Origin of the sequence: Mesorhizobium sp. B2-5-13 (assembly GCF_006440535.1) — a bacterium.
Taxonomy (GTDB): domain Bacteria; phylum Pseudomonadota; class Alphaproteobacteria; order Rhizobiales; family Rhizobiaceae; genus Mesorhizobium; species Mesorhizobium salmacidum.
On the sequence record NZ_VFUI01000001.1, the window covers coordinates 468,360 to 491,724 of the forward strand.

General features: G+C 62.3%; 29 protein-coding genes and 1 pseudogene. 18 read left to right on the forward strand and 12 right to left on the reverse strand.

The window, feature by feature from the left end; genetic code table 11:
* Positions 1–4: 4 nt before the first annotated feature.
* Positions 5–934 (reverse strand): MoxR family ATPase, encoded by a 930-nt coding sequence (locus tag FJ434_RS02355; RefSeq protein WP_140506342.1) that lies wholly within the window; start codon positions 932–934, stop codon positions 5–7.
* Entirely contained in the window at positions 931–1,458 is a 528-nt protein-coding gene (locus FJ434_RS02360; protein ID WP_140506344.1) for a flavin reductase, read from the reverse strand. The genes FJ434_RS02355 and FJ434_RS02360 overlap by 4 nt, the downstream gene beginning before the upstream one ends.
* 173 nt (positions 1,459–1,631) lie before the next feature.
* Between FJ434_RS02360 and FJ434_RS02365 the strand changes: the two genes are divergently transcribed.
* Together FJ434_RS02365 and FJ434_RS02370 are read left to right on the forward strand one after the other, a co-directional pair.
* Positions 1,632–2,705 (forward strand): branched-chain amino acid ABC transporter substrate-binding protein, encoded by a 1,074-nt coding sequence (locus FJ434_RS02365; protein ID WP_140749672.1) that lies wholly within the window; start codon positions 1,632–1,634, stop codon positions 2,703–2,705.
* Positions 2,705–3,730, forward strand: coding sequence for a P1 family peptidase (locus FJ434_RS02370; RefSeq protein WP_140506347.1), 1,026 nt, complete (start codon positions 2,705–2,707; stop codon positions 3,728–3,730). Before FJ434_RS02365 ends, FJ434_RS02370 begins: the two co-directional genes overlap by 1 nt.
* A 9-nt stretch (positions 3,731–3,739) precedes the next feature.
* On the opposite strand, the gene FJ434_RS02375 is transcribed toward FJ434_RS02370, so the two are convergent.
* Entirely contained in the window at positions 3,740–3,994 is a 255-nt protein-coding gene (locus FJ434_RS02375) for a DUF2171 domain-containing protein (RefSeq protein WP_140749669.1), read from the reverse strand.
* A 277-nt stretch (positions 3,995–4,271) separates the two neighbouring features.
* Here FJ434_RS02375 and purB point away from each other — a divergent pair, with 277 nt between their 5' ends.
* Positions 4,272–5,579 carry an adenylosuccinate lyase gene (purB, locus tag FJ434_RS02380; RefSeq protein WP_140749666.1) on the forward strand — a complete coding sequence of 436 codons (1,308 nt, stop codon included), beginning with the start codon at positions 4,272–4,274 and terminating at the stop codon, positions 5,577–5,579.
* Positions 5,580–5,752: 173 nt separating this feature from the next.
* On the opposite strand, the gene FJ434_RS02385 is transcribed toward purB, so the two are convergent.
* A complete protein-coding gene (locus FJ434_RS02385) occupies positions 5,753–6,565 on the reverse strand; it encodes a VOC family protein (RefSeq protein ID WP_140749663.1) in 813 nt (270 codons plus the stop codon).
* 245 nt (positions 6,566–6,810) lie between these two features.
* On the opposite strand from FJ434_RS02385, the gene FJ434_RS02390 reads away from it, so the two are divergent.
* Entirely contained in the window at positions 6,811–7,365 is a 555-nt protein-coding gene (locus FJ434_RS02390; protein WP_140749660.1) for an alpha/beta hydrolase, read from the forward strand.
* Positions 7,366–7,385: 20 nt separating this feature from the next.
* Here the strand turns inward: FJ434_RS02390 and FJ434_RS02395 are convergent, their stop codons facing one another.
* Together FJ434_RS02395 and FJ434_RS02400 are read right to left on the reverse strand one after the other, a co-directional pair.
* Positions 7,386–8,159 carry an HpcH/HpaI aldolase/citrate lyase family protein gene (locus FJ434_RS02395; RefSeq protein WP_140749657.1) on the reverse strand — a complete coding sequence of 258 codons (774 nt, stop codon included), beginning with the start codon at positions 8,157–8,159 and terminating at the stop codon, positions 7,386–7,388.
* A 110-nt stretch (positions 8,160–8,269) separates the two neighbouring features.
* The gene (locus tag FJ434_RS02400; protein WP_140506359.1) at positions 8,270–8,590 is read right to left on the reverse strand and encodes a DUF1476 domain-containing protein; all 321 of its coding nucleotides are present in this window, start codon (positions 8,588–8,590) and stop codon (positions 8,270–8,272) included.
* Here FJ434_RS02400 and FJ434_RS02405 point away from each other — a divergent pair.
* The 7 genes from FJ434_RS02405 to FJ434_RS02440 all read left to right on the forward strand — a co-directional run bounded on the left by FJ434_RS02405 (position 8,580) and on the right by FJ434_RS02440 (position 12,653).
* Positions 8,580–8,759 carry a hypothetical protein gene (locus tag FJ434_RS02405; RefSeq protein WP_140506361.1) on the forward strand — a complete coding sequence of 60 codons (180 nt, stop codon included), beginning with the start codon at positions 8,580–8,582 and terminating at the stop codon, positions 8,757–8,759. The genes FJ434_RS02400 and FJ434_RS02405 overlap by 11 nt on opposite strands.
* Before the next feature lie 105 nt (positions 8,760–8,864).
* Positions 8,865–9,659, forward strand: a complete 795-nt coding sequence (purC, locus tag FJ434_RS02410; protein WP_013532127.1) for a phosphoribosylaminoimidazolesuccinocarboxamide synthase — start codon at positions 8,865–8,867, stop codon at positions 9,657–9,659.
* Positions 9,660–9,702: 43 nt separating this feature from the next.
* Complete coding sequence (gene purS, locus FJ434_RS02415; protein WP_013895864.1) at positions 9,703–9,945, forward strand: phosphoribosylformylglycinamidine synthase subunit PurS; 243 nt, start codon at positions 9,703–9,705, stop codon at positions 9,943–9,945.
* A 256-nt stretch (positions 9,946–10,201) separates the two neighbouring features.
* Entirely contained in the window at positions 10,202–10,870 is a 669-nt protein-coding gene (gene purQ / locus FJ434_RS02425; RefSeq protein ID WP_015318137.1) for a phosphoribosylformylglycinamidine synthase subunit PurQ, read from the forward strand.
* A gap of 64 nt (positions 10,871–10,934) precedes the next feature.
* Positions 10,935–11,600 carry a glutathione S-transferase family protein gene (locus FJ434_RS02430; RefSeq protein WP_140749654.1) on the forward strand — a complete coding sequence of 222 codons (666 nt, stop codon included), beginning with the start codon at positions 10,935–10,937 and terminating at the stop codon, positions 11,598–11,600.
* On the forward strand, positions 11,597–12,004 hold the full coding sequence (locus tag FJ434_RS02435; protein WP_140715075.1) for a hypothetical protein: 408 nt from the start codon (positions 11,597–11,599) through the stop codon (positions 12,002–12,004). Before FJ434_RS02430 ends, FJ434_RS02435 begins: the two co-directional genes overlap by 4 nt.
* A 7-nt stretch (positions 12,005–12,011) precedes the next feature.
* Positions 12,012–12,653, forward strand: coding sequence for a Pr6Pr family membrane protein (locus FJ434_RS02440; RefSeq protein ID WP_140749651.1), 642 nt, complete (start codon positions 12,012–12,014; stop codon positions 12,651–12,653).
* Positions 12,654–12,661: 8 nt separating this feature from the next.
* Here FJ434_RS02440 and FJ434_RS02445 read toward each other — a convergent pair whose 3' ends face one another.
* Positions 12,662–12,913 carry a DUF1127 domain-containing protein gene (locus FJ434_RS02445; protein WP_140715079.1) on the reverse strand — a complete coding sequence of 84 codons (252 nt, stop codon included), beginning with the start codon at positions 12,911–12,913 and terminating at the stop codon, positions 12,662–12,664.
* A gap of 91 nt (positions 12,914–13,004) precedes the next feature.
* On the opposite strand from FJ434_RS02445, the gene FJ434_RS02450 reads away from it, so the two are divergent.
* Positions 13,005–14,414, forward strand: a complete 1,410-nt coding sequence (locus FJ434_RS02450) for a PLP-dependent aminotransferase family protein (RefSeq protein ID WP_140715081.1) — start codon at positions 13,005–13,007, stop codon at positions 14,412–14,414.
* A gap of 77 nt (positions 14,415–14,491) precedes the next feature.
* Here FJ434_RS02450 and FJ434_RS29650 read toward each other — a convergent pair whose 3' ends face one another.
* Positions 14,492–14,656: a hypothetical protein gene (locus FJ434_RS29650; protein ID WP_181165979.1), complete on the reverse strand. Its 165-nt coding sequence runs from the start codon at positions 14,654–14,656 to the stop codon at positions 14,492–14,494.
* Between the two features lie 246 nt (positions 14,657–14,902).
* Between FJ434_RS29650 and purL the strand changes: the two genes are divergently transcribed.
* From purL to FJ434_RS02475, 5 genes are all read left to right on the forward strand, one after another.
* Positions 14,903–17,134, forward strand: a complete 2,232-nt coding sequence (purL, locus tag FJ434_RS02455) for a phosphoribosylformylglycinamidine synthase subunit PurL (protein WP_140749648.1) — start codon at positions 14,903–14,905, stop codon at positions 17,132–17,134.
* Positions 17,135–17,141: 7 nt separating this feature from the next.
* Positions 17,142–17,729: a hypothetical protein gene (locus FJ434_RS02460; RefSeq protein ID WP_246678314.1), complete on the forward strand. Its 588-nt coding sequence runs from the start codon at positions 17,142–17,144 to the stop codon at positions 17,727–17,729.
* A 122-nt stretch (positions 17,730–17,851) separates the two neighbouring features.
* The gene (locus FJ434_RS02465; RefSeq protein WP_015318146.1) at positions 17,852–18,085 is read left to right on the forward strand and encodes a BolA family transcriptional regulator; all 234 of its coding nucleotides are present in this window, start codon (positions 17,852–17,854) and stop codon (positions 18,083–18,085) included.
* A gap of 151 nt (positions 18,086–18,236) precedes the next feature.
* Complete coding sequence (gene grxD / locus FJ434_RS02470) at positions 18,237–18,572, forward strand: Grx4 family monothiol glutaredoxin (protein WP_013895877.1); 336 nt, start codon at positions 18,237–18,239, stop codon at positions 18,570–18,572.
* Between the two features lie 205 nt (positions 18,573–18,777).
* Positions 18,778–20,001 carry a multidrug effflux MFS transporter gene (locus FJ434_RS02475; protein ID WP_181165986.1) on the forward strand — a complete coding sequence of 408 codons (1,224 nt, stop codon included), beginning with the start codon at positions 18,778–18,780 and terminating at the stop codon, positions 19,999–20,001.
* 30 nt (positions 20,002–20,031) lie between these two features.
* Here FJ434_RS02475 and FJ434_RS02480 read toward each other — a convergent pair.
* The 3 genes and pseudogenes from FJ434_RS02480 to rpsD all read right to left on the reverse strand — a co-directional run bounded on the left by FJ434_RS02480 (position 20,032) and on the right by rpsD (position 22,492).
* Positions 20,032–20,858: pseudogene (locus FJ434_RS02480) on the reverse strand (inositol monophosphatase family protein).
* A complete protein-coding gene (gene ttcA, locus FJ434_RS02485; protein ID WP_140749645.1) occupies positions 20,848–21,735 on the reverse strand; it encodes a tRNA 2-thiocytidine(32) synthetase TtcA in 888 nt (295 codons plus the stop codon). The pseudogene FJ434_RS02480 and the gene ttcA overlap by 11 nt, the downstream one beginning before the upstream one ends.
* 139 nt (positions 21,736–21,874) lie before the next feature.
* Positions 21,875–22,492 carry a 30S ribosomal protein S4 gene (rpsD, locus tag FJ434_RS02490; RefSeq protein WP_027028657.1) on the reverse strand — a complete coding sequence of 206 codons (618 nt, stop codon included), beginning with the start codon at positions 22,490–22,492 and terminating at the stop codon, positions 21,875–21,877.
* 373 nt (positions 22,493–22,865) lie between these two features.
* On the opposite strand from rpsD, the gene FJ434_RS02495 reads away from it, so the two are divergent.
* Entirely contained in the window at positions 22,866–23,063 is a 198-nt protein-coding gene (locus FJ434_RS02495) for a hypothetical protein (RefSeq protein WP_140506376.1), read from the forward strand.
* 86 nt (positions 23,064–23,149) lie between these two features.
* On the opposite strand, the gene FJ434_RS02500 is transcribed toward FJ434_RS02495, so the two are convergent.
* Positions 23,150–23,332, reverse strand: a complete 183-nt coding sequence (locus FJ434_RS02500) for a DUF3008 family protein (protein WP_015318153.1) — start codon at positions 23,330–23,332, stop codon at positions 23,150–23,152.
* Positions 23,333–23,365 lie beyond the last annotated feature (33 nt).

Sequence of the window (23,365 nt, forward strand, 5' to 3'; positions counted from 1 at the left end):
TCCCCTACTCCGCCGCCGCGAGCTCGGCCTTGACCTCGTCGAGGATGCGCCGGCCCTCACCCGCACCGATGCGGGCAATGTCGTCCTGGTATTTCAGCAGCACGCCGATCGTGTCGGACACGGTCTCCGGATCGAGCGCCACCTTGTCGAGTTCAGTCAGTGCACCGGCCCAGTCTATGGTTTCGGCGACGCCAGGTACCTTGAACAGCTCGAGCTGGCGCAGCTTCTGGATGAAGGAGACCACTTCGGCCGAAAGCCGCTGGTTGGCCCGAGGCACCTTGCGGCGCACGATCTCCAGCTCGCGTTCCGTATTGGGATAGTCGACCCAGTGATAGAGGCAGCGCCGCTTCAGCGCGTCGTGGATCTCACGCGTGCGGTTGGTGGTGATGATGACGATCGGCGGCTCTTCCGCCTTGATCGTGCCGAGTTCAGGCACCGTCACCTGGAAGTCGGAGAGGATCTCGAGCAGGAAGGCCTCGAACGCTTCGTCGGTGCGGTCGAGCTCGTCGATCAGGAAGACCGGGGCCGCGCCCGTCTTGCCGGTCAGCGCATCGAGCACCGGCCGGCGGATCAGGTATTTTTCCGAGAAGACGTTGCGCTCCATGGCGGAGCGCTCGACCTTGCCGGCAGCCTCCTCCATGCGGATTTCTATCATCTGCGCGGCGTAATTCCACTCATAGACGGCCGAGGAGACATCGAGCCCCTCATAGCATTGCAGGCGGATCAGCCGGCGGCCAAGCGCCTCGGCCAACACCTTGGCGATCTCGGTCTTGCCGACGCCGGCCTCCCCCTCGAGGAAAAGCGGCCGTTTCATGCGCAGCGACAGGAAAAGTACCGTTGCCAGCGACCGGTCCGCGACATAGTCCGCGCCGGTCAGGAGATCGAGCGTCTCATCGATCGTCCGCGGCACGGGGCGCGGTTTCAAGTCGCTCATTCTTTCTCCGTGGGTGCGGCCGCCCCACTTTCCAGGACGTGGTAGCCGCGCGCGTGGTAGATCAGCGGCCGCAAATTATCGCCCATGCGAAGGCCTGTCACCTTGCCAAAAAGCACACGATGGGTGGCCAGGTCCTTGGTGTCGATCAACTCGCAATCGAAAACGGCGAGCGCGCCCTTCAGCGTCGGCGCGCCGGTGGAAATCACGTCCCACTCGCCAAGCGCGAAACGCTCTTCGACCGGCAACCCAGTCATACCGGAGAATCCAATCGACAGCGGCTCCTGGTGCGAAGCCAGCGTGTTCAAAGCAAACCTGCCGTTCTTCACGAACGGCTCGTTTTTGGGGTTTTCACGGTTGAGGCAGACCAGGATGGTCGGCGGCGTGTCCGACACGGAACAAGCCGCGATCACCGTCGCGCCACGCTTGCCGGCGGGTCCGTCGGTGGTCACCACATGAACGTGACCGGCAAAATGGCTCATCGCGTCGCGATAGGCCTGCGGTCCAATATCGTTTATCTTCAGCACTGGAGATTTCCACAGCCAAAACCTGAACTGTTATATATGGCCAGACATCACATGCCACAAGCGAAGTGCTTGGCCCATATCCGGAATTCGCGTGTTGCACCAAGGCCGGACAGCCTTTAGGTCTTGGCGGGAATTGGCGCCCGCGCGCGGGCTTGGAGGGACGGTTCGACAGGATGCGATCCGGGGGAACGATATCCATCGCACTGGCCTGGCTGTTGCTGACCGGTGCCGCCGGCGCCCAGACGCTCACGATCGGCGTCGCCGCGCCCCTGTCGGGACCATCGGCCATCCTCGGCAAGCAGATCGAGGCCGGCGCCCGGCTGGCGGCAGAGGCGAACGGCATCCAGTTCAAGACCGTGGATGACGCCTGCACCGGCAACGGCGGCGCCTTGGCGGCCAGCGAGTTCGTGGCAGCCAAGGTCAATGTCGTGATCGGCTTCCTCTGCACGGAGGCTATCGAAGCGGCGATGCCTGTCCTGAAGGACGCCAACATCCCGGTCATCACCATCGGCGTGCGAACCGAAAGCCTGACCGACCGCCGCGCCAAGACCGGCTGGCCGGTATATCGCTTGGGACCACGCGGCGACGATGAGCGCAACGCTGTCGCCTCTAACCTCACCCGGCTGTGGCGTGACGAACTGTTCGCCATCATCGATGACGGCACCATCTATGGCCGCGAGATCGCCGAGACATTTCGCGCGGCGGCCGAGCAGGCAGCGCTGAAACCGGTCTTCGTCGACACGTTCCGGCCGCAGCTCGACAACCAGATCGGCCTGGTGGGGCGGCTGAAAAAGGCCGGCGCCACGCATGTTTTTGCCGGCGGCGACGGCGACGACATCGCCATCATGGGGCGCGATGCCGCCCAGCTCCAGACGGGCATCGTCCTCGCCGGCGGCGAAAACCTGCGCACGCCGCCCGGCGACGTGCCTTATGCAACGGGCACCCTGATGATCGCGCCGCCCGAATGGGCCGATGTCGCGGACCCTAAAGTGCTGGAGAGCTTCTCCGCGCAAAAGATCGTGCCGGATGGCTACACCTTGCCGGCCTATGCGGCGGTCGAGATCGCCAAGGCGGCGACGGCGGACGCTGCTGGCTCCGGCAAACCACTGACCGATGCGCTCACCGGGCATGATTTCACCACGGCGATCGGGCCCGTCCGCTTCGACGCCAAGGGCGACCTCAACCAGAGCCCCTACCGTGTCTTCCGCTTCGACGGCACCCGGTTCGTGCCCTTGGAAAACAACTGATGTTCCGCACCGGTCCGCGCAATCTCATATCAGACGTTGCCGGCCTGCGCGTCGGCAATGCTTCCGATGCCAGGCTTAACTCCGGCGTGACGACCGTCCTTTGCGACGAGCCGGCGGTGGCGGGTGTGCAAATCCTTGGCGGCGCGCCTGGAACCCGCGAGACGGATCTGCTGGAACCGCACAATTCCGTGGAGACAATCCATGCGGTTGTGCTGTCGGGCGGTTCGGCCTTCGGCCTCGATGCTGCGTCCGGCGTGCAGGCCGCGCTACGCGAACGCGGCATCGGCTTCGAGGTGGGAGGCTTCCGGGTGCCGATCGTTCCGGCGGCGATCCTGTTCGACCTGCGCAATGGCGGCGACAAGGACTGGGGCCGCTATCCGCCCTATCGCGACCTCGGCTACGAGTCGGTACAGGCAGCCGCCGTCGATTTCCAACTTGGCACGGCCGGCGCCGGTACCGGTGCACTGACGTCGGGGCTGAAGGGTGGCCTGGGTTCCGCCTCGACGTTGCTGGACAATGGCGTCACCATCGGCGCGCTGGCGGCCGTCAACCCAACCGGATCGGTCACCGTCGGCCGCACCCGCTATTTCTGGGCGGCGCCCTTCGAAATCGGCGATGAATTCGGCGGGCTCGGTTATCCCTCGCCCATGCCCGACGACGCAAAGCGGATCTTGCTGAAATACCGCGACAAGGATCACGGGCGGCAGATGGAAAGCGGCGGCAACACGACCATCGCCATCATCGCGACAGACGCGGTCCTCACCAAGGCCGCCGCGAAACGCCTGGCGATTTCGGCGCACGACGGCTTCGTGCGCGCCATCTGGCCAACGCACACGCCGGCCGACGGCGACCTGGTGTTCGCGCTGGCCACCGGCAGGAGCGGGGTCGAACTGACCGCCGACGCAGCGGTCGATCTCTATGCCGCGGCCGGCGCCACCATGGCGCGGGCCATCAGCCGTGGTGTGTTTGCCGCGACGCCAGCGGGCAACGATCTGTTTCCCGTCTGGTCGTCACGCCTGGGCTAAAGCCTTCGATCAAACCGGATCGGATTTTTCTTCCTCGAACGTCACCGCGACATCCGAATTCGCGGACAACCACACCTTCTTGCCATCGACCTCGGCAACCAAGGCCAGGGAAATATAATGGTGATGGCCCTTGTGAGCGCCCTCGCCGCTGTCGGCCCTGGTCAGCTTGATGCGCTGGCCCTCGACCTTGTCGACGGTGCCGATATGCACGCCATCGGCGCCGACGACTTCCATGTGCTCACGAATTTTGCTGGTGTCGGTCATGTCAGGTTCTCCATTGGGGTGGTTGCCATTGGGATTGCCGAGAATAACAAATGACGAGCGGATTGGATGCATCGGCTTTGGCCCGCACGACGTTTTGATTGGGCAATCAACCGCGTCCAATCTCCTCTAAGGTCCATGCGCCCGCCTTCACTCGCCTGTGGAATCCGGCTCTATTTCCGCTTGACCGGCCTCTGGTTTGCGCAGCAGCAACGTTGAGCATTTTGCCCGCCTCTGTTAGGACGCGACCAACGCAACGCGAAGCTGGAAATCGATCCATATGATCCCTCGCTACTCCCGGCCAGAAATGGTCGCCATCTGGTCGCCCGAAACCCGGTTTCGCATCTGGTTCGAAATCGAGGCCCATGCCTGCGACGCGCTGGCCGAACTGGGCGTCATCCCCAAGGAAGCGGCTAAGACCATTTGGGAAAAGGGAAGCGCGGCGGAATTCGACGTCGACAAGATCGATGCGATCGAGCGCATCACCAAGCATGATGTCATCGCCTTCCTCACCCATCTTGCCGAATTCGTCGGGCCCGACGCGCGCTTCGTCCATCAGGGCATGACGTCCTCGGACGTGCTCGACACCTGCTTTGCGGTGCAACTCACCCGTGCCAGCGACATCCTGCTCGCCGACATCGACACGTTGCTCGCAGCGCTCAAGCGCCGCGCCTTCGAGCACAAGGACACTGTCACCATTGGACGCAGCCACGGCATCCATGCCGAGCCGACCACCTTCGGCATCAAGCTGGCGCAGGCCTACGCCGAATTCTCGCGCTGCCGCGAGCGGCTGGTGCACGCGCGCGAAGACATTGCCACCTGTGCAATTTCAGGGGCGGTCGGCACCTTCGCCAACATCGAGCCCTATGTCGAGGAACATGTGGCCCAAAAACTGGGACTGAAGCCGGAACCGGTGTCGACGCAAGTGATTCCGCGCGATCGCCACGCCATGTTCTTCGCCACGCTCGGCGTCATCGCCTCGTCGATCGAGCGGCTGGCGATCGAGGTCCGGCATTTGCAACGCACCGAAGTGCTGGAAGCGGAAGAGTATTTTTCGCCGGGCCAAAAAGGCTCGTCGGCGATGCCGCACAAGCGCAACCCGGTGCTGACCGAAAACCTCACCGGCCTTGCCCGCATGGTGCGTTCCATGGCGTTGCCGGCGATGGAGAACGTGGCGCTCTGGCACGAACGCGACATCTCGCATTCCTCGGTCGAGCGCATGATCGGCCCGGACGCCACGGTGACGCTCGATTTCGCGCTGTCACGCCTGACCAGCGTCGTCGACAAGCTGGTCGTCTATCCCGAGAACATGCTGAACAACATGAACAAGTTCCGCGGCCTGGTGCATTCCCAGCGCGTGATGCTGGCGCTGACGCAGGCCGGCCTGTCGCGCGAGGACTCCTACCGGCTGGTGCAACGCAACGCCATGAAAGTATGGGAACAAGGCGCTGATTTCCTTGAGGAACTCCTTGCCGACAAGGAAGTGACAGCCGCGCTGCCGGAGGCGCAAATCCGCGAAAAATTCGACCTGGGCTACCACACCAAGCACGTCGACACGATTTTCAAGCGGGTGTTCGGAGAGGCGTGAGTACAGCTTCTTTCTCGCCATACCGGGAGAAGGTGCCGGCAGGCGGGGCGGCACCGACTTCGGCGATGAACCCTCGTCGGCTTCGACAATCTCAAGACTTGCCCTCATTGCCCTGCCGGGTCTTTCTCCCCGTATAGATGGGGAGAAGACGCTCGCGCCGACGCTTTCGCCAATCAAGCCTTGCCGGGAACAGTCCTGATCACCGTGCCCCAGGGGTCCTCGCGGGTCGTTTCGCTGCTCACATTATCCGAACGCATCTCTACCCAGGCGAGGCCCGAACGGGCCGGGTCGCGGCGGCCGGCGCCGGCGCTCTGCCAGGCATTGGCGCCGATGTGGTGGTGGTAATGGCCTGACGACAGGAACACCGCCTGGCCGCCATATTTGGCCACCGTGTCGAAACCGAATTCCTGGTTCCACCAGGCTTCGGCCTCTTCCGGCCTGCCGACGCGCAGGTGGACATGGCCGACAATGCTGTTTTCCGGCGCGCCCTGCCAACCGGCATCGCCGGCCGGCACTTCGGCAACGACAGAAGGAATGTTCATCCGCTCGGTCGCCATGGCGATCCTGTCGCCGTTCCATTTCCAGTCCTGCGGGCGGCGGTCGGCATAGATCTCGATGCCGTTGCCCTCGGGATCGGTCAGGTACAGCGCTTCGCTGACCAGATGGTCCGAAGCGCCCTCGATGGCGATCTTGTCTGCGATGGCATGCTTGATCCAGCGGCCGAGATCGACGCGGCTAGGCAGCAGGAATGCCGTATGGAAGAGGCCGGCGCTGCGCGGATCGTCCGGCTTGGCGGACACGTCCGGTTCAAGGACCAGCAGCGGACGGTCGGCTGCGCCCAGGGTGATCGCACCATCGGCACGGCTCAGTTCCTGCAGGCCGACAACCCGGCGATAATAGGCCGCGAGGCTTTCGGCATCACGCGCCTTCAGCCCGACCCGGGCGACGCTCACCGGCGTGGTGGCGGCAAATGGCAGTTCGCTCATCATTGTCTCCGTTGCGGCGACGTTTCGCGAAGTTCCCAAAGCCAGGACCCCGGCGCCGCCGATCATTGTTCGTCGTGTCAGCGCCAAAATCCCGGTCCCTCCACGGCTGTTTCTTTCCCGACAGAGATCGTCGATCGCCATCGTTCACACAAGACCGCGAAAAGCGAACATGGTGTTCATCATTGCGAGCGTGAGCGCATCCATCAACGGTTGCATCAGACAATCGCGCTCGCTATCTCAGCGCCATGAAAGTCAAGGACGCAGATATTCTGATCATTCCCGGATACACCAATTCCGGGCCCGAGCATTGGCAGACCCGCTGGCAATCGAAGCTGTCGACGGCGCGGCGCGTGGAACAGGCGGAGTGGTCTAAGCCGGTGCGCGAGGACTGGACGGCGAGCGTGGCCAAAGCGGTCAACGAGGCGCAGAGACCTGTCGTTCTCGTCGCTCACTCACTGGGAGTGGCCGCGGCCGTACAAGCCATTCCGCAATTTCAGAAGCCGGTCGCCGGCGCCTTCTTCGTGGCACCGCCCGACGTCGCCAATCCCAAGATCAAGCCAAGGCATCTGATGACCTTCGGCCCTTATCCGCGCGAGCCGCTGCCGTTTCCCTCCATCTTGATCGCCAGCCGCAACGATCCCTTTTGTCCCTTCGATGTCGCCGAGGACATCGCCGGCGCCTGGGGCTCACTGTTCATCGACGCCGGCGAGACCGGTCATCTCAGCGAGGATTCAGGCTTCGGCCCATGGCCAGAAGGTTCGATGACCTTTGCCAAGTTCTTGACGGATCTGAAGGTTTAGCCTCCGCGGTCGCGGGCCCGTCAGGCGTCAATCGAATCCTTGATGCCCTTGAGCAAGGTCCTTGCTCCCAATGAAATCAGCGCGTGTTCGGATCCGGTGGCCAGCAGGCGGTAGCCCATCGACACGACGCGGCCGGCAATGGCCGGTTCGATGACGTAGATCGCGGCGTGTTTGCCGGCCTTGCGGGTGCGTTCGGCGATCGAAGCCACGGTTTCCATCATGCTTTCGAGCGTCGAATTGACGGTCGTGCCGTTCGACCAGGCGATCGAGAAATCCGATGGGCCGAGGAAAATGCCGTCGATACCCGGCGTATCGAGAATGCCGTCGAGCGCGTCGAGCGCGGCACGCGTTTCGACCATGGCGAAGGCCATGGTGCGCTGGTTGGCACCGCGCAGCCAATCGGCTTGGTCGCCCTTGCCGTGACGAGGAAAGGCGTAGGTCGGCCCCCACGAGCGCTCGCCGAGCGGCGGGTATTTCATGGCGGCGGCAAACATTTTTGCGTCGGCCACCGAATTGACCATCGGCGCAATGACCGCTTCGGCGCCGAAATCAAGCGCCCGGCTTGCCATGTCGAAGCGGCCGACGGGAATGCGCACCAGCGCCGGCTTGCCGGTGGCGAGCACCGGGGCGAGACCGCGCAGCACGCTGTCCTCGTGGTGACCGCCATGCTGCATGTCGAGCGTGACGGCATCGAAGTCCTGCCTGGCGACGATCTCCACGGTCAACGCGTCCGGCACGCCGGACCAGGCGGTGACCAGCGTTTCATCGGCGGCAAGACGGGACTTCAGCGACATCTAATCTCTTTCCTTGTTAGCGTCGGCAGTTTCAGCCGGAAACCGCCGCAAAGGCAAAGAAAAACCGCCCGGATCGGCCGGGCGGTCGATTGGTCCAGTAAGAGGCCGGATCAGGTGTTCCTGATCTGCTCGATCGCCTGCGCCATCAGTTCATCCATGGTGCGGCGGATCTGGTGATCGGACTGCTCGACGCCGGCGGCGTCGAAATCCTTGCGGATCTTGCGGAATACGTCATGGTCGCCGGCTTCCTCGATATCGGAAACAACCACTTCCTTGGCGTAGGCGTCGGCGTCGGCACCGGATTTTCCGAGCTTTTCGGCGGCCCACAGACCAAGCGCCTTGTTGCGCCGCGCCGAAGCCTTGAACCGAAGCTCCTCGTCGAATGCAAATTTGCGCTCGAAGCCCTCTTCGCGGTCTTTCATGCTGCTCATGGAGTCCCTCCGGGTCAAATCCGATTCGTTGGCAGGTGAATATGTGTTGCCGAAGCACAAACCAAAAGGTCGCGGGCCGGTCAATATGCTTCGTCATATGCTGCGCTGCGGCATTTCAGTCCCGAAAGCGGTTGATTGGAAGGATTTGCCGATTGAGCAAACGGTGTGATTGGGATAGACCCGGCATTGAACGTCACCGTCGCCGCATTAATTCAGGCGGACGGACAGGAAGTGGTCGCTTGCCGCCTGCCCGCAAATCCAGAGAAAAATTCAAATGAAAAATCGCCGCCGCATTTATGAAGGCAAGGCCAAGATCCTCTATGAGGGACCCGAGCCGGGCACGCTGATCCAGTTCTTCAAGGACGACGCAACCGCGTTCAACAAGAAGAAACACGAGGTCATCGACGGCAAGGGCGTGCTCAACAACCGCATTTCCGAATACATATTCAATCATTTGAACCGCATGGGCATTCCGACCCACTTCATCCGCCGGCTCAACATGCGCGAGCAGCTGATCAAGGAAGTCGAGATCATCCCGCTCGAAGTGGTGGTGCGCAATGTCGCCGCCGGTTCGCTGTCCAAGCGCCTCGGCATCGAGGAAGGCACCGTTTTGCCGCGCTCGATCATCGAATTCTACTACAAGGCCGACGCGCTCGACGATCCGATGGTTTCGGAAGAGCACATCACGGCGTTCGGCTGGGCAAGCCCACAGGAAATCGACGACGTCATGGCGCTCGCCATCCGCGTCAACGATTTCCTCTCCGGCCTGTTCATGGGCGTCGGCATCCAGCTGGTCGACTTCAAGATCGAGTGCGGCCGCCTGTTCGAGGGCGACATGATGCGCATCGTCGTGGCCGACGAGATTTCGCCGGACTCCTGCCGCCTGTGGGACGTGGCAACGCAGGACAAGCTCGACAAGGACCGTTTCCGCCGCGACATGGGCGGCCTCGTGGAGGCCTATCAGGAAGTCGCCCGCCGCCTCGGCATCATGAACGAGAACGAGCCGCCGCGTCCGACCGGCCCGGTGCTTGTCGCCTCGACCGACGGCCTCAAAGGCAAGCCGCACTGATAGCGGCTTGCGCCCCAACATTCAGAACAGGAGCATGTCCAGCGTGATCAAGGCCCGCATTACCGTCACCCTCAAGAACGGCGTTCTGGACCCGCAAGGCAAGGCAATCGAACACGCACTGTCAGGGCTGGGCTTCGATGGCGTCGGCGCGGTGCGGCAAGGCAAGGTGTTCGACGTCGAACTGGCGGAAAGCGACAAGGCCAAGGCCGAAGCCGACCTCAAGGCCATGTGCGACAAGCTGCTGGCGAATACGGTGATCGAGAATTATAGTGTGACGCTTACCTGAGGTTGTGTCGGAGGCAATATGCCGGAAGTGAATGAGTTGATGTTCGAGCTGCTGAAATGCGTGCATCACGAAATTGGTGAACTTCGTCAGGATGTTCCGAGACGAAACGGGAATTGAGTGTTATGCGGGGTCATGTGGTGGCAACGCAAAGTAACATCTATGGCATTTTCGCCCGCCAGGATGATCGATTTGAACGCATAGAACGCCGTCTCGACCCGCGCGAACTTGCCGAAGCTCAGAGGCCTTACGAACCAAAATGAAATCAGCTGTCGTCCTCCTGCCTGGCCTCAATCGCGACCGCGACATGATTGCGGCGCTGACCAAGATTTCCGGACAGGCGCCGGCAACCGTCTGGCAGACCGACACAGAAATCCCCGATGTCGACCTGATCGCCATTCCGGGCGGTTTCTCCTTCGGCGACTATCTGCGCTGCGGCGCCATCGCGGCACGCATGCCGGTGATGCGGGCGGTCGCCGAAAAGGCTGCCAAGGGCGTCATGGTCATCGGCGTCTGCAACGGTTTCCAGATCCTGGTCGAGGCGGGACTGCTGCCCGGTGCGCTGATGCGCAACACCTCGCTGAAATTCGTCTGCCGGCAAGTCAAGCTCGAGATCGCCAACGCCAACACCATGTTCACCCGCCGCTACCAGCCGGGCCAGATCATCCGCTCGCCGGTTGCGCATCATGACGGCAATTACTTTGCCGACGCCGACACGCTTGCCCGTCTCGAAGGCGAAGGCCAGGTGGTGTTCCGCTATGCCGAAGGCACCAATCCGAACGGCTCGATCAACGACATTGCCGGCATCGTCAATGAACAAGGCAACGTGCTTGGCCTGATGCCGCATCCCGAGAACCTGATAGAAGCAGCGCATGGCGGCAATGACGGTAGGGCGCTGTTCGAAGGCGCCCTGGGCATTGCCGCTTGAAGTTTGCAACCGCAACCTTAAGAATTGCGGTAATTCAAAATCATGGCGTGAGGGAGAGACGGTCATGAAACTCTATTCGCGGCCGTTGTCGCCCTACTATTCGATTGTGCGGGCACTGGCCTATATCAAGGACGTGCCGCTCAAGATCATCGCGCCGCCCCCGGGTTTTCCGATCCCCGAAGAGTTTCGCGCCATCTCGCCGATGAACCGGATTCCGGTTCTGATCACCGGCTCGGGCGAAACGATCGTCGAATCGGTGGTCATCGCCGAATATCTTGAGGAGCGGTTTCCCGAACCGGCGCTGTTGCCGCCCGATTCGAAGGACCGCGCGCTGGTGCGCATGTTCGCCCGCATCACAGATCTCGATGTGCTGACGCCGACGATGAAGCTTTTCGAGCTGCATTTCGTGCCGAAGCGCAACACTGCCGAGATCGACGCCCAATTCGCCCGTCTCCACCATGGGCTGGCGGCCATCGAGGCACGCATGGCGCAAGGCCCCTTCGCGCTCGGTAGCGACATCAGTTTCGCCGATGCCTGGCTGACGCCGACGCGGTTCATCCTCAACAATTTCCGCGCCATGACAGGCCGCCACGACTTGCTCGACGCCTATCCCAAATTCGATGCCTATGAGCAGATCGCCTCGCAGCACCCCGCATTGTCCAGGGTGTGGGGCGAGATGATCGACGGCCTCAAGATGTCTCTATCCGAACTTGAAATGGGTGCCGCTTGATCAAGACGAGGACGATTGCCATCGTCGCCGCGGCGGGGTTTGCGTTGGCATCGTGCCAGTCGAGCCCCAAGAGCACGCCTTTGCCGTCGGGCAAAAGTGCCGCGCTGCTGGCGATGGAACAAGTGGCGATATCGGCCCACAAATGCTGGATCGCCAGCAAGGACCCGGCTTTCAAGCAGTATCAGATGGCCAATGAGTTGAACTCGTTCAGCGGCCAGCCGCGCTTCCTTCTGGTGCCGGCCAAGCACTATGGCGGCAAACCGCTGCTGGTCGTGCAGGCGCAGGGGAATTCAAGCCATGTCGACGTCTTCGGACCGTTGATGAACGACCCGCTTGGCGCGCGCATCAGCTCGGATGTCGCGCGCTGGCAGGCGGGCAATCCGGCCTGCGCAGCCACCGCCTGAGACAGCCATGGGCCGGTTCCTGCAGACCGCAGGGTTGGCAGTTGGCCTGATAGCGCTTGCCCTGCAGTTCTCGATCACCATTCCAGCGTCGATGGAAGCGGGCCGCGGCCTGTTTGGCTCGATCGTGTTCTATTTTAGCTTCTTCACCATCCTGACCAACATTGGCGCCGTGCTGGTTCACACCTCGCTGTTGTCATCCAACGGCCATGCGTGGCTGCCGGCCTTTGCCGGACCACGGATGCGCGCGGGCGTCGCGGTTTCGATCACCCTGGTCTTCATTGTCTATGCCACCCTGCTGGCGCGGCTCTGGCAGCCACAGGGCCTGTTCCTGCTTTGCGACGTCCTGCTGCACTACGTGACGCCGGTGCTGTTCGTGCTGTGGTGGCTGACGTCAGGCGCCGACGGCAAAACGAGATGGAGCGATATTTCCTGGTGGGTTGTCTATCCCATCGCCTATCTGGCCTATGCACTGGCGCGGGCGCCGCTGGCGGGCGAGGTGCCCTACCCCTTCCTCGATATCGCCAGGAATGGCGTTGAGAGCGTCACTATAGCGGCGCTCGCCATCACCGCGCTGTTCGTGGCGATATGCGTCGTCGCCATTTTCGTCGATCACGGCGTCGGACGCCTCAGGAGCAAAGGCATCCGATAGACCGGTCCCTATTCCCAGAGCGGCTTGATGCCTTCGCGGTGAGCGTCGCAGCGCGAGATGCCGATATCCTTGAGTTGATCGTCGGTCATCTCCAGCAGTGCCAGCCGGCCGCGCCGGCGCTCCAGCAGATGGTCGATCCATTTCGCCAGCGACCTGATCACTTGCACCAGTCGGCCGGCGAAGCGGCGCTGCCCGGACGGGCGTGCAGGCTGGCCGAGCAATTCGGTTCTGGAGTGGCGGAATGTTCCGATTGTATCCATTTTCTTTCTGCCAAATATCAATTGCACCCTTTTTAGCGCGCTATTGATATGTATTGACTCCCGAAACGGTGCAATATAGAAAATTGTCACCATGACAAATTGGGTTCCAGATCTCACGGGTTCAGGTCCGCTGTATCAGCGCCTCGCAGACGCCATTGAAGCGGATATCGACCGGGGTGTGATCGGGGCCGGGGCAAAGCTGCCACCACAGCGCGACCTCGCCTACGACATCGGCGCCACGGTCGGCACGGTCGGCCGGGCCTACCAATTGCTGCGTGAGCGCGGTCTTGTCAGTGGCGAGGTCGGACGGGGGACCTATGTGCTGGGAGAGAACGTTGGCGTTACAGAGCCAGAGGAGCCCGACACCAGTGTCGAAGGCACGCGTTATGCCGATGCCCCCAAGGGCAAGCTGCGTTTCGACAGCACGGCGGCCCCTGACATGGGCCAGGGCGCCATTGTTGCCGACGTCCTCTCGCGCGCCGCGCAGGACCATCCGCATGAGATTTCGAGCTACACGCGCGATTTCCCGGATCGCTGGTACGAAGCCGGCGCCCGGTGGCTGTCACGGAACGCCTTCCGGCCAGCGGTCGACACAATCGTCCCCACTCTCGGCACTCATGCCGCGGTGATGGCCGCGATCGCGGCCCTCACCACGCCCGGCGACTATGTCGCCTTCGAGCACCTCACCTACTCGCAGATTTCCCGCAGCGCCGGCCTGATAGGCCGGCGCACCGCGCTGGTGGCATCGGATGATGAAGGCCTTGATCCAGCGGATTTCGAACGTGTCTGCGCGCAAAAGCATCCCAAGATGATATTTCTGATGCCAACGGCGCAGAATCCGACCTTGGTGACCTTGTCGTCGGCGCGCCGTGAGGCGATCGCGCGTGTCGCCCGTGAATACAATGTCATCCTGATCGAGGATGACCTCTACGGCCATCTGACCGACGACCCGACACCACTGCTTGCCGAATTTGCGCCTGAACGCACCATCATTGCCGGTGGCCTGTCGAAATCGGTCGCGGCCGGCCTGCGTGGCGGCTGGCTCTCCTGCCCGCCTGCCTATCGCCACCGCATCCGGGTCGCCCACAAGATGATGACCGGCGGCATGCCATTCCTGTTGGCGGAGGTGAATTCCCGGCTGGTGCTTTCCGGTCAGGCCAGCGAAATCCGCAGACGCAGCATCGCGGAGATCAGCGCCCGCATGGCCATAGTGCGCGAACGCTTGACAGGCTTCTCATTCAAATCGCACGACAAAGTGCCGTTCGTCTGGCTCACCCTGCCCGATCCCTGGCTTTCCGGCACGTTCAAGAATGCCTGCCTGGAGCATGGCGTGCTGATCGACGATGAGGATGAGTTCAAGGCGGGGCGCTCGGAGCGGGTTTTTCATGGGGTGCGGTTCGGCGTCTCGCAGCCGAAGCGGCGCGAGGATATTGCCGGCGGCGTCACGGTGATCAGGCGGCTGCTGGACGAGGGCCGCGCAGGCTACGACAGTTTTTCCTGAGCCATTCGCGGCCACCCGCCCTGCTAGCCTCGAGACGCCGCCTTCGCGAAACCGAGACTTGTCAGAACCGGATCGGATCAGCCTTCGGCCTTGAAGTTCTTGGCTTCCTTCTCGGCCTTGTCCTTGCCGTGCTTTTCAGCCAATTCCTTGGCTTGCCGGGGTGAAACGTCGGTGGTCTCCGCGATGTGGAGAGCCTCCTTGTCCGAGAGGCGATTGTTGTTCTTGCCTTGCTTGGTAGCCATCGTGCTGTCTCCTGAGTGATAGGAATCTAACGGCTGGGACACCATGGCGTTCCCCATTTGGCTTTGTGGGAGCTTCAATCGCTGGCCTGGCGCCTCTCATTGCTCACGAGAGAGCCTGCCGCGATCCATCGTGGTCATCACCCTGTTGCTTTCTGCCTTTTTCCTCAGCCGACGGGTGTATCGACCGCAAAGCTTGCGATAAGAGGAGACTCAAAATCCCTGCTCCATGGACATAAATCGCCGCCCATGACCATTTCCAATTCCGTGCCGATCACATCAGAGCTCATCGCCGCGCATGGGCTGAAACCCGATGAGTATCAGCGCATCCTCGACCTCGTCGGACGCGAACCGAGCTTTACCGAACTCGGGATCTTCTCGGCAATGTGGAACGAGCACTGCTCCTACAAATCCTCGAAGAAATGGCTGCGCACCTTGCCGACCACCGGTCCGCAGGTCATCCAGGGCCCGGGCGAGAATGCCGGCGTGGTCGACATCGGTGATGGCGACTGCGTCGTCTTCAAGATGGAAAGCCACAACCACCCCTCCTTCATCGAGCCTTATCAGGGTGCGGCGACCGGCGTCGGCGGCATCTTGCGCGACGTCTTCACCATGGGCGCGCGGCCGATCGCGGCCATGAACGCGCTGCGCTTCGGTGCTCCCGACCATCCCAAGACCAGGCATCTCGTCGCCGGAGTGGTTTCCGGTGTCGGCGGCTACGGCAATGCCTTCGGCGTGCCGACGGTCGGCGGCGAGGTCAATTTCGACGCTCGCTACAACGGCAACATCCTGGTCAATGCCTTTGCCGCGGGCCTTGCCAAGACGGACGCCATCTTCCTGTCAGAGGCAAAGGGGGTCGGCCTGCCGGTCGTCTATCTCGGTGCCAAGACCGGCCGCGACGGTGTCGGCGGCGCCACCATGGCCTCGGCCGAGTTCGACGACAAGATCGACGAGAAGCGCCCGACCGTGCAGGTCGGCGATCCCTTCACCGAAAAATGCCTGCTCGAGGCCTCTCTCGAACTGATGGCCTCGGGCGCGGTCATCGCCATCCAGGACATGGGTGCGGCCGGCCTTACCTGTTCGGCGGTCGAGATGGGCGCCAAGGGCGACCTCGGGATCGAGCTCGACCTCGACAAGGTGCCGGTGCGCGAAGAGCGCATGAGCGCCTACGAGATGATGCTGTCGGAAAGCCAGGAGCGCATGCTGATGGTGCTGCGCCCCGAAAAGGAAAAGGAAGCCGAGGCGATCTTCCACAAATGGGGCCTCGACTTTGCCATCGTCGGCAAGACCACGGACGATCTGCGCTTCCGCGTGCGGCACCAGGGCGACGAGGTCGCCAACCTGCCGATCAAGGACCTTGGCGACAAGGCACCGGAATACGATCGCCCGTGGGTCGAGCCGAAGAAGCCTGCGCCGCTTGCCGCCAACGATATCCCGCAAGCCGACCTCGCCGATGCGCTGCTGAAGCTGCTTGGCGGACCGGACCTGTCTTCGCGTCGCTGGGTGTGGGAACAATACGACACGCTCATCCAGGGCAATTCGCTGCAGCTTCCGGGCGGCGATGCCGGCGTGGTGCGCGTCGAGGGACATCCGACCAAGGCGCTGGCCTTCTCCTCCGACGTGACGCCACGCTACTGCGAAGCCGATCCCTATGAGGGCGGCAAGCAGGCCGTCGCCGAATGCTGGCGCAACCTGACCGCCACGGGCGCGCTGCCGCTCGCCGCCACCGACAATCTCAATTTCGGCAATCCCGAACGGCCAGAAATCATGGGCCAGCTGGTCGGCGCGGTGAAAGGCATTGGCGATGCCTGCCGGGCGCTGGGTTTCCCGATCGTGTCGGGCAACGTCTCGCTCTACAACGAGACCAACGGCCAGGGCATCCTGCCGACACCGACCATCGGCGGCGTCGGCCTGATATCGGACTGGTCGAAGATGGCGCGGATCGGTTTCGCCGCGGAAGGCCAGATGATCCTGCTGGTGGGCGCGCCGGCTTCCTGGGGAACGCATCTTGGCCAGTCGGCGTATATGCGCGATATCCACGGCCGCAACGATGGCCCGCCTCCGCCGGTCGATCTCGAGCACGAGAAGCGCGTCGGCGACCATGTGCGCTCGTTGATCGCGTCCGGCGTCGTCACGGCGGCGCATGACGTCTCCGACGGCGGCATCGCGGTGGCGCTGGCCGAAATGGCGATGGCGTCCGGCATCGGCGCGACCGTTCCCGGACTGGTCGGTACCGATCCGATCCCGGTCTGGTTTGGCGAAGACCAGGGCCGCTATCTCCTGACGCTGTCGATCGATCCCCATGGCGATGAATGGGACGCTATTCGCAAGCAGCAGGGCGAACTCGGCATCTTCGCGCCGTGGATCGGCTCGACGGGCGGCAACGCGCTGAAGCTCGGCGATGCCAGGGCAATCCCGGTCAGCGATCTGACCGCCGCCCATGAAGGCTGGTTCCCGCGCTTCATGGACCAGACCAGCTGACGAGAGCATGATCCCGAAAAGTGAAAACCGGTTTTCTCGGACAAACGGAAAGCCGTTTTGTCCAGAGATCCTGCTCAATCATAAGAAACTGGCCCTACGGGCGCTGCTTGCGGTCGTCTTCTGGCCGTCGCTGTTCTTTTTCTGGTGCCTCGGGCCGTTCGTCTTCTTCCTGCTGTCGACGACCTCGAGCGAGGTTTGCCCCAGGCTGGAAACACGCGCCGAGTTTCTCGCCGCGGCCAACGATACGCTTCCGATGCTGGTCCTGCAGAACCTCATCTATGCGGTTCCGGTTGTCTGTCTGGTGCTTTGGAACTGGCTCCTGCCGGAACCAACGCGAGCTAGGCATATCATCACCTGCATCAAGCTTTTCGCCATCTCGGCTGTTTTGGGAGCCTTGTGGGAGTATGGCTCTTCGCTTGTCTGCGATGGCTACGGCCAGCCGTTCTTCTCGCCCGCCTGGCGGGTGACCAGCTATCTGCCGATCGCCAACCTGGCGGTCAACACTCCGCTCTACGTGCTGGTTTTCAGTCTGGGCCGCGCCTTCTCGATGCGCGAGGACGAGCCGGCGCAGGGGCCGGGTGAAACCATCTCCTGAACACCAACAGAACGAACTCCGGACGGAACCGCTTCAATCCGGATTGGAAAGGCTTTAGGCTCGCCCGACTCTCATCGCATGGGCCGCCGCGCCGCCGCCCTCCCGGAACAGGAATTTCTGCAATGGCAATGGACGCCCACGATATCGAAAAACTGATCAAGGACGGCATACCGGACGCCCGCGTGACGATCCGCGATCTCGCCGGCGATGGCGACCACTACGCGGCCGAAGTCGTGGCCGAGAGCTTTCGGGGAAAGAGCCGCGTTCAGCAGCACCAGATGGTCTATGACGCGCTGAAGGGCAATATGGGCGGCGTGCTGCACGCGCTGGCGCTGCAGACCAGCGTTCCCGACTGAGGCATTTCCACCCGACAAGCTTGGCCCAAAACAGCCCATTCTTTGCGCCATTCGGGTGATGGCATGGCTAAAGTCTTGTTTCGGGCAACCTATGGGTTTATTTGAAAGACATGCTTCGAGCCTGACTCCCACAGGCGTGAAAGGATATTCCATGAGCGGTATCAACGACTACATCGACAACGAAGTGAAGGGCAACGACGTCGTCCTTTTCATGAAGGGCACGCCCGGCTTTCCGCAATGCGGGTTTTCCGGCCAGGTCGTCCAGATCCTCGACTATATCGGCGCCGACTACAAAGGCGTGAACGTCCTGGACTCCGCCGAACTGCGCCAGGGCATCAAGGATTATTCCAACTGGCCGACGATCCCGCAGCTCTATGTCAAGGGCGAATTCGTCGGCGGCTGCGATATCATTCGCGAAATGTTCCAGGCCGGCGAGTTGCAGACCTTCCTGGTCGAGAAGGGCGTCAGCGTCAAAGGCGCCGCCTAATTCAGCCAAGGCATGTCGACACCGACATGCCTTGGGCACCGGGGCAGCCCACCTCGGCAATTTTACATCCCGGCTCCCGGGACTAGGACGAGGCAATGCGCCGGCCCGCCGGCGCGTTTTCGTTTGAGAGATCGGACTTGCCGTGGACCAGCAGAAATCAGCGCCGCAGGGGGCAAGCGCCTTGCCCGGAGTGAGCAAATTGCCCATTCCGCGCTGGGAGTTCATCGCGCTCTGCGCGGCGCTGATGGCGCTCAATTCGCTGGCCATCGACATCATGCTGCCCGCGCTGCAGCAGATTGGCGCCTCGCTCGGCGTCGAGAATGAAAACCACCGGCAATATGTGATCACCGCCTACATACTGGGTTTCGGCGGTGGCCAACTGTTCTTCGGGCCGATCTCGGACCGGTTCGGACGCCGTTCGCCGCTCGTCGCCGGCCTGATCATCTATGTGGCCGCGGCCGCCGCGGCCGCCATCGCGCCCAGCTTTCAAACACTTTTGCTATGTCGTGTCGTGCAAGGCATCGGCGCGGCCGCCACGCGCGTCATCGCGGTCTCGATCGTGCGCGATACATTCGATGGCCGGCGTATGGCCGAAGTCATGTCGCTGATCTTCATGGTGTTCATGGCCATTCCGGTCGTGGCGCCGGGCATCGGGCAGTTCGTCATGCTGTTCGCGACCTGGCATTGGATATTCGTCACCATGGCCGTCGGCGCCTTGATCGTGTCGGCATGGTCGCTGCTGCGCCTGCCCGAGACGCTGCATCCCGAATATCGCCGGGCACTGACGGTCTCCTCCATTGTCGGCGGCTTCCGCATCGTGCTCACCAACCGCATCGCGCTCTGCTATGCCTTCGCCAGCACGTTCATCTTCGGTGCCATGTTCGGCTTCATCGCCTCGGCGCAGCAGATCTATGTCAACGTCTTCAACGTCGGCGAGATGTTTCCCGTCATCTTCGCCGGTGTCGCGGGCGTGCTCGCCTTCTCCAATTATCTCAACTCGCGCCTCGTCGGCCGCGTCGGCATGCGCCGCCTGTCGCAAAGCGCGCTGCTGCTGTTTCTGGTGATCAGCCTGGCCTGGCTGGTGGTTTCGTTGGAAACGAAGATGCCGCTCTGGCTGTTCATCACCTTCTTTGCCAGCGCCATGCTGCCGTTTGGCTGCCTCGGCGCCAATTTCAACGCGTTGGCCATGGAGCCGCTTGGCCAACTGGCCGGCACGGCGTCATCCATCCTGGGTTTCATGCAGACGTTTCTCGGCGGCATTCTCGGCACGCTGATCGGCCAGGCTTTCAACGGCACGGTGACGCCACTGGCCGCCGGGTTCTGCAGCGTCTCGGTTGCCGCACTGCTGATGATCCTGATTGCCGAGCGCGGCAAGATGTTCCAGCCGCAGAACGCACCCGTCTCAGGGCACGTCACCGACCTGCACTAGATCTGCCGCAGACGCCGCGTGGAACTTAACCTATTGCGCCCACAGCTCGCGGCGCAGCTCCTGCCAGCTGTCCTGGTCCGGCGCGACAAGCAGGCCGCCGTCGACATGCGAGGGCAGATAGGCGCTGCCATCGATGCGCGCGGCATGGCCGCCGGCTTCCTGATGGATCAGCACGCCGGGCAGGTGATCCCAGGGCATCAGCTTGTTGTAGACGACAAAATGCGCGTGCCCGCTCGCCAGCAGGCGATATTCGTGCGCAGCGCAGCGATAGGCGAACTGCGACAGTGCCTTGGTCTGGTTGCGTGCAAGGCGTGAGCGCTCCGGTTCGTCGAGATATTGCCAGGAGACCGCGCCGGTCATCTGCGAGATCGGCACGGGTGCCGCCACATGCACTTTCTCCAGGCTGCCATGGGCATGCCTGATATGGCTGCCGGCGCCCCTGGCGGCAATGAGCCAGTCCTTGCCCACCGGATCATGGATGATGCCCGCGACCGTCTCGCCCCTGACCACGACCGCCAGCATGACGCCGAACAGCGGTACGCCGGATGCGAAATTGAAGGTGCCGTCCACCGGATCGATGGTGAATGCCAGTTCGGCATCACCCAAGCCATCGAGCAGCGCCGGATTTTCGGAACAGGCCTCCTCGCCCACCATCATGGCCGAGGGATAGCGCTCGCGCAGCCTGGCGGTGATCAGCCGCTCGGCGTTGACATCCGCCTCCGTCACCAGGTCAGCTGCCGAAGTCTTCTGGCGGATATCGCCATCGCCCAATCGGCGAAAGCGCGGCATGATTTCGGCTTGGCTGCCTCGGCCAGAATGCCGGCCAGCCAGTCGATCGCGGTATCGTCAAATGTCATCGGAAATGTCTTGCCTGGTCGCGAGGGTTTCATTGAGGGCGGCGAAATCGAACAGTTTTCGGTCGAGCAAATGCGACGGCCTGGTGTTGGACAGAGCGCGGATCATCGTGTCCTTGCGGCCAGGCATGCGCTTTTCAATGTCCTCGAGCATCGCCTTCATGGCGTTGCGCTGCAGCCCTTCCTGGCTGCCGCAGAGATCGCAAGGGATGATCGGGAACCGCATCGCGGCAGCGAATTTCTCCAGGTCAACCTCGGCGCAGTAGCTCAGCGGCCGCAACACCATGACGTCGCCGTCGTCGTTGAGCAGTTTTGGCGGCATGGCGGCAAGCCGGCCGCCATGGAACAGGTTCATGAAGAAGGTTTCGAGGATATCCTCGCGATGATGGCCGAGGACCAGGGCCGAGCAGCCCTCCTCGCGGGCGATCCTGTAGAGATGGCCGCGCCGCAGCCGCGAGCAGAGCGAGCAATAGGTGCTGCCCTCCGGGAGCTTGTCGGTGACGACCGAGTAGGTGTCCCGGTATTCGATCCGGTGGGCTATGCCGTTGGCGTCGAGATAGTCGGGCAGGATGTGCTTGGGGAAATTCGGCTGACCCTGGTCGAGGTTGCAGGCCAGCAACTCGATCGGCAGCATCCCGCGCCATTTGAGATCAAGCAGCATGGCAAGCAGACCGTAGGAATCCTTGCCGCCCGAGAGCGCGACCAGCCAGCGCTCGCCGGGCTTCACCATCGAAAAATCCTCGATCGCCTGGCGGGTCAGCCGCAGCAGCCGCTTGCGCAATTTGTTGAACTCGACCGAGGACGGCACATCAGCGAACAGCGGATGGAAACCACCGTCGGCGAGCGGTTCAAGCGTTTCGATGTCTGGCAGCATGTTCATGGCGCGACGGCCCCGGAAATGTGACTTCCGCCCGGATTAACGCATCGGCCGGAAAATCGAAACGGCAAAGCGGATGCCCGAAAACAAAAAAAGGCCGCCTCGAAGGCGGCCTTTTCCGATATCGCAGAAAAGCGTTCGCTTAGCGCGAGTAGAATTCGACGACCAGGTTCGGTTCCATCTGCACGGCGAATGGAACGTCGGCGAGGCCCGGGATGCGCGAGAAGGTCGCGACCATCTTGTTGTGATCGGCTTCGATGTAGTCCGGCACGTCGCGCTCGGCGAGCCCGACCGACTCCAGAACGATGACCAGCTGCTTCGACTTTTCGCGCACTTCGATGACATCGCCCGGCTTGCAGCGGTACGAGCCAATGTTGACGCGCTTGCCGTTGACGTTGACGTGGCCGTGGTTGACGAACTGACGGGCGGCGAAGATGGTCGGCACGAACTTGGAGCGGTAGACGACCGCGTCGAGACGCGATTCGAGCAGGCCGATCAGGTTCTCCGAGGTGTCGCCCTTGCGGCGGTCGGCCTCTTCATAGACCTTGCGGAACTGCTTTTCCGAAACGTCGCCATAGTGACCCTTCAGCTTCTGCTTGGCGCGCAGCTGCAGGCCGAAATCGGAAAGCTTGCCCTTGCGGCGCTGGCCATGCTGGCCGGGGCCGTATTCACGCTTGTTGACCGGGGACTTCGGGCGGCCCCAGATATTTTCGCCGAGACGGCGGTCGATCTTGTATTTCGCGGATTCGCGCTTGCTCATCGCATTCCCTTTTCAAAACAACACACCCGGCACCTCATGGTCCGGGTGAAGGAAACGCGCCCTCCTCTGGCCTCTGTTTTCGAGACCTGACAGGGTTTTCCCACGCAACGCGGCGGAAAACCCACGGGACACGTCAGTTCAAACAAGGCCAGAACAAATAGGGTGACTGACTTTGCGTATATAAAAGAAACACCGGACATCGCTGCCCGGCATTGGCGGCTGGTTAAACCGAGATTTAACCGATGTCAAGCTTGTGAGTAGCGTGGCCAACCACAACCATGTAGCGTTTGCGACGTAGATGCGATGCCGGATTTGGCGGGAGGTTTTGCGCCAGCGGCACAGGAAGGGACTGGAGCTAGAGGAGCCCAACTACATGAAGAAGTTCTTCCTTACCCTGGCAGGCGCGGCGGTGCTTGCAGGCTCGATGGCGGTGGCGCCGGAACCGGCCATGGCGCGCCATTGGCACGGCCACAAACAGGTCTGCCGGGTCATCGTCAAAAAGAGAGTGGTGTGGCGGCATGGTCATCGCAGGGTGATCGTCGAGAGGGTACGGCGCTGCCACCGCTGGTAGGCTGTTCAAGCAACAATCCCAAAGGGCCAGCAAACGTCGCTGGCCCGTTTTCATTTCCAAGATAGTCTGGCTCGAAGCGCTCAATCCTAGGATTTTTTCTCCGGTAGTCCCTTGCGCTTCGTCTCGGCGAATTCCTCGAGCTGCTTTTCATTCATCGATTCATACATGCCCTTGGAAGCGCCTTTGAGCTCGCTTTTCTTGGTCTCGCCACGTTTGGCGGAGAGTGCGGCGCCGGCGGCCTTCTGCTGGGCTTTCGAGGTGGCTGGCATGGCGGTTCTCCTTTGCTGTCAGGAGAAACGCCG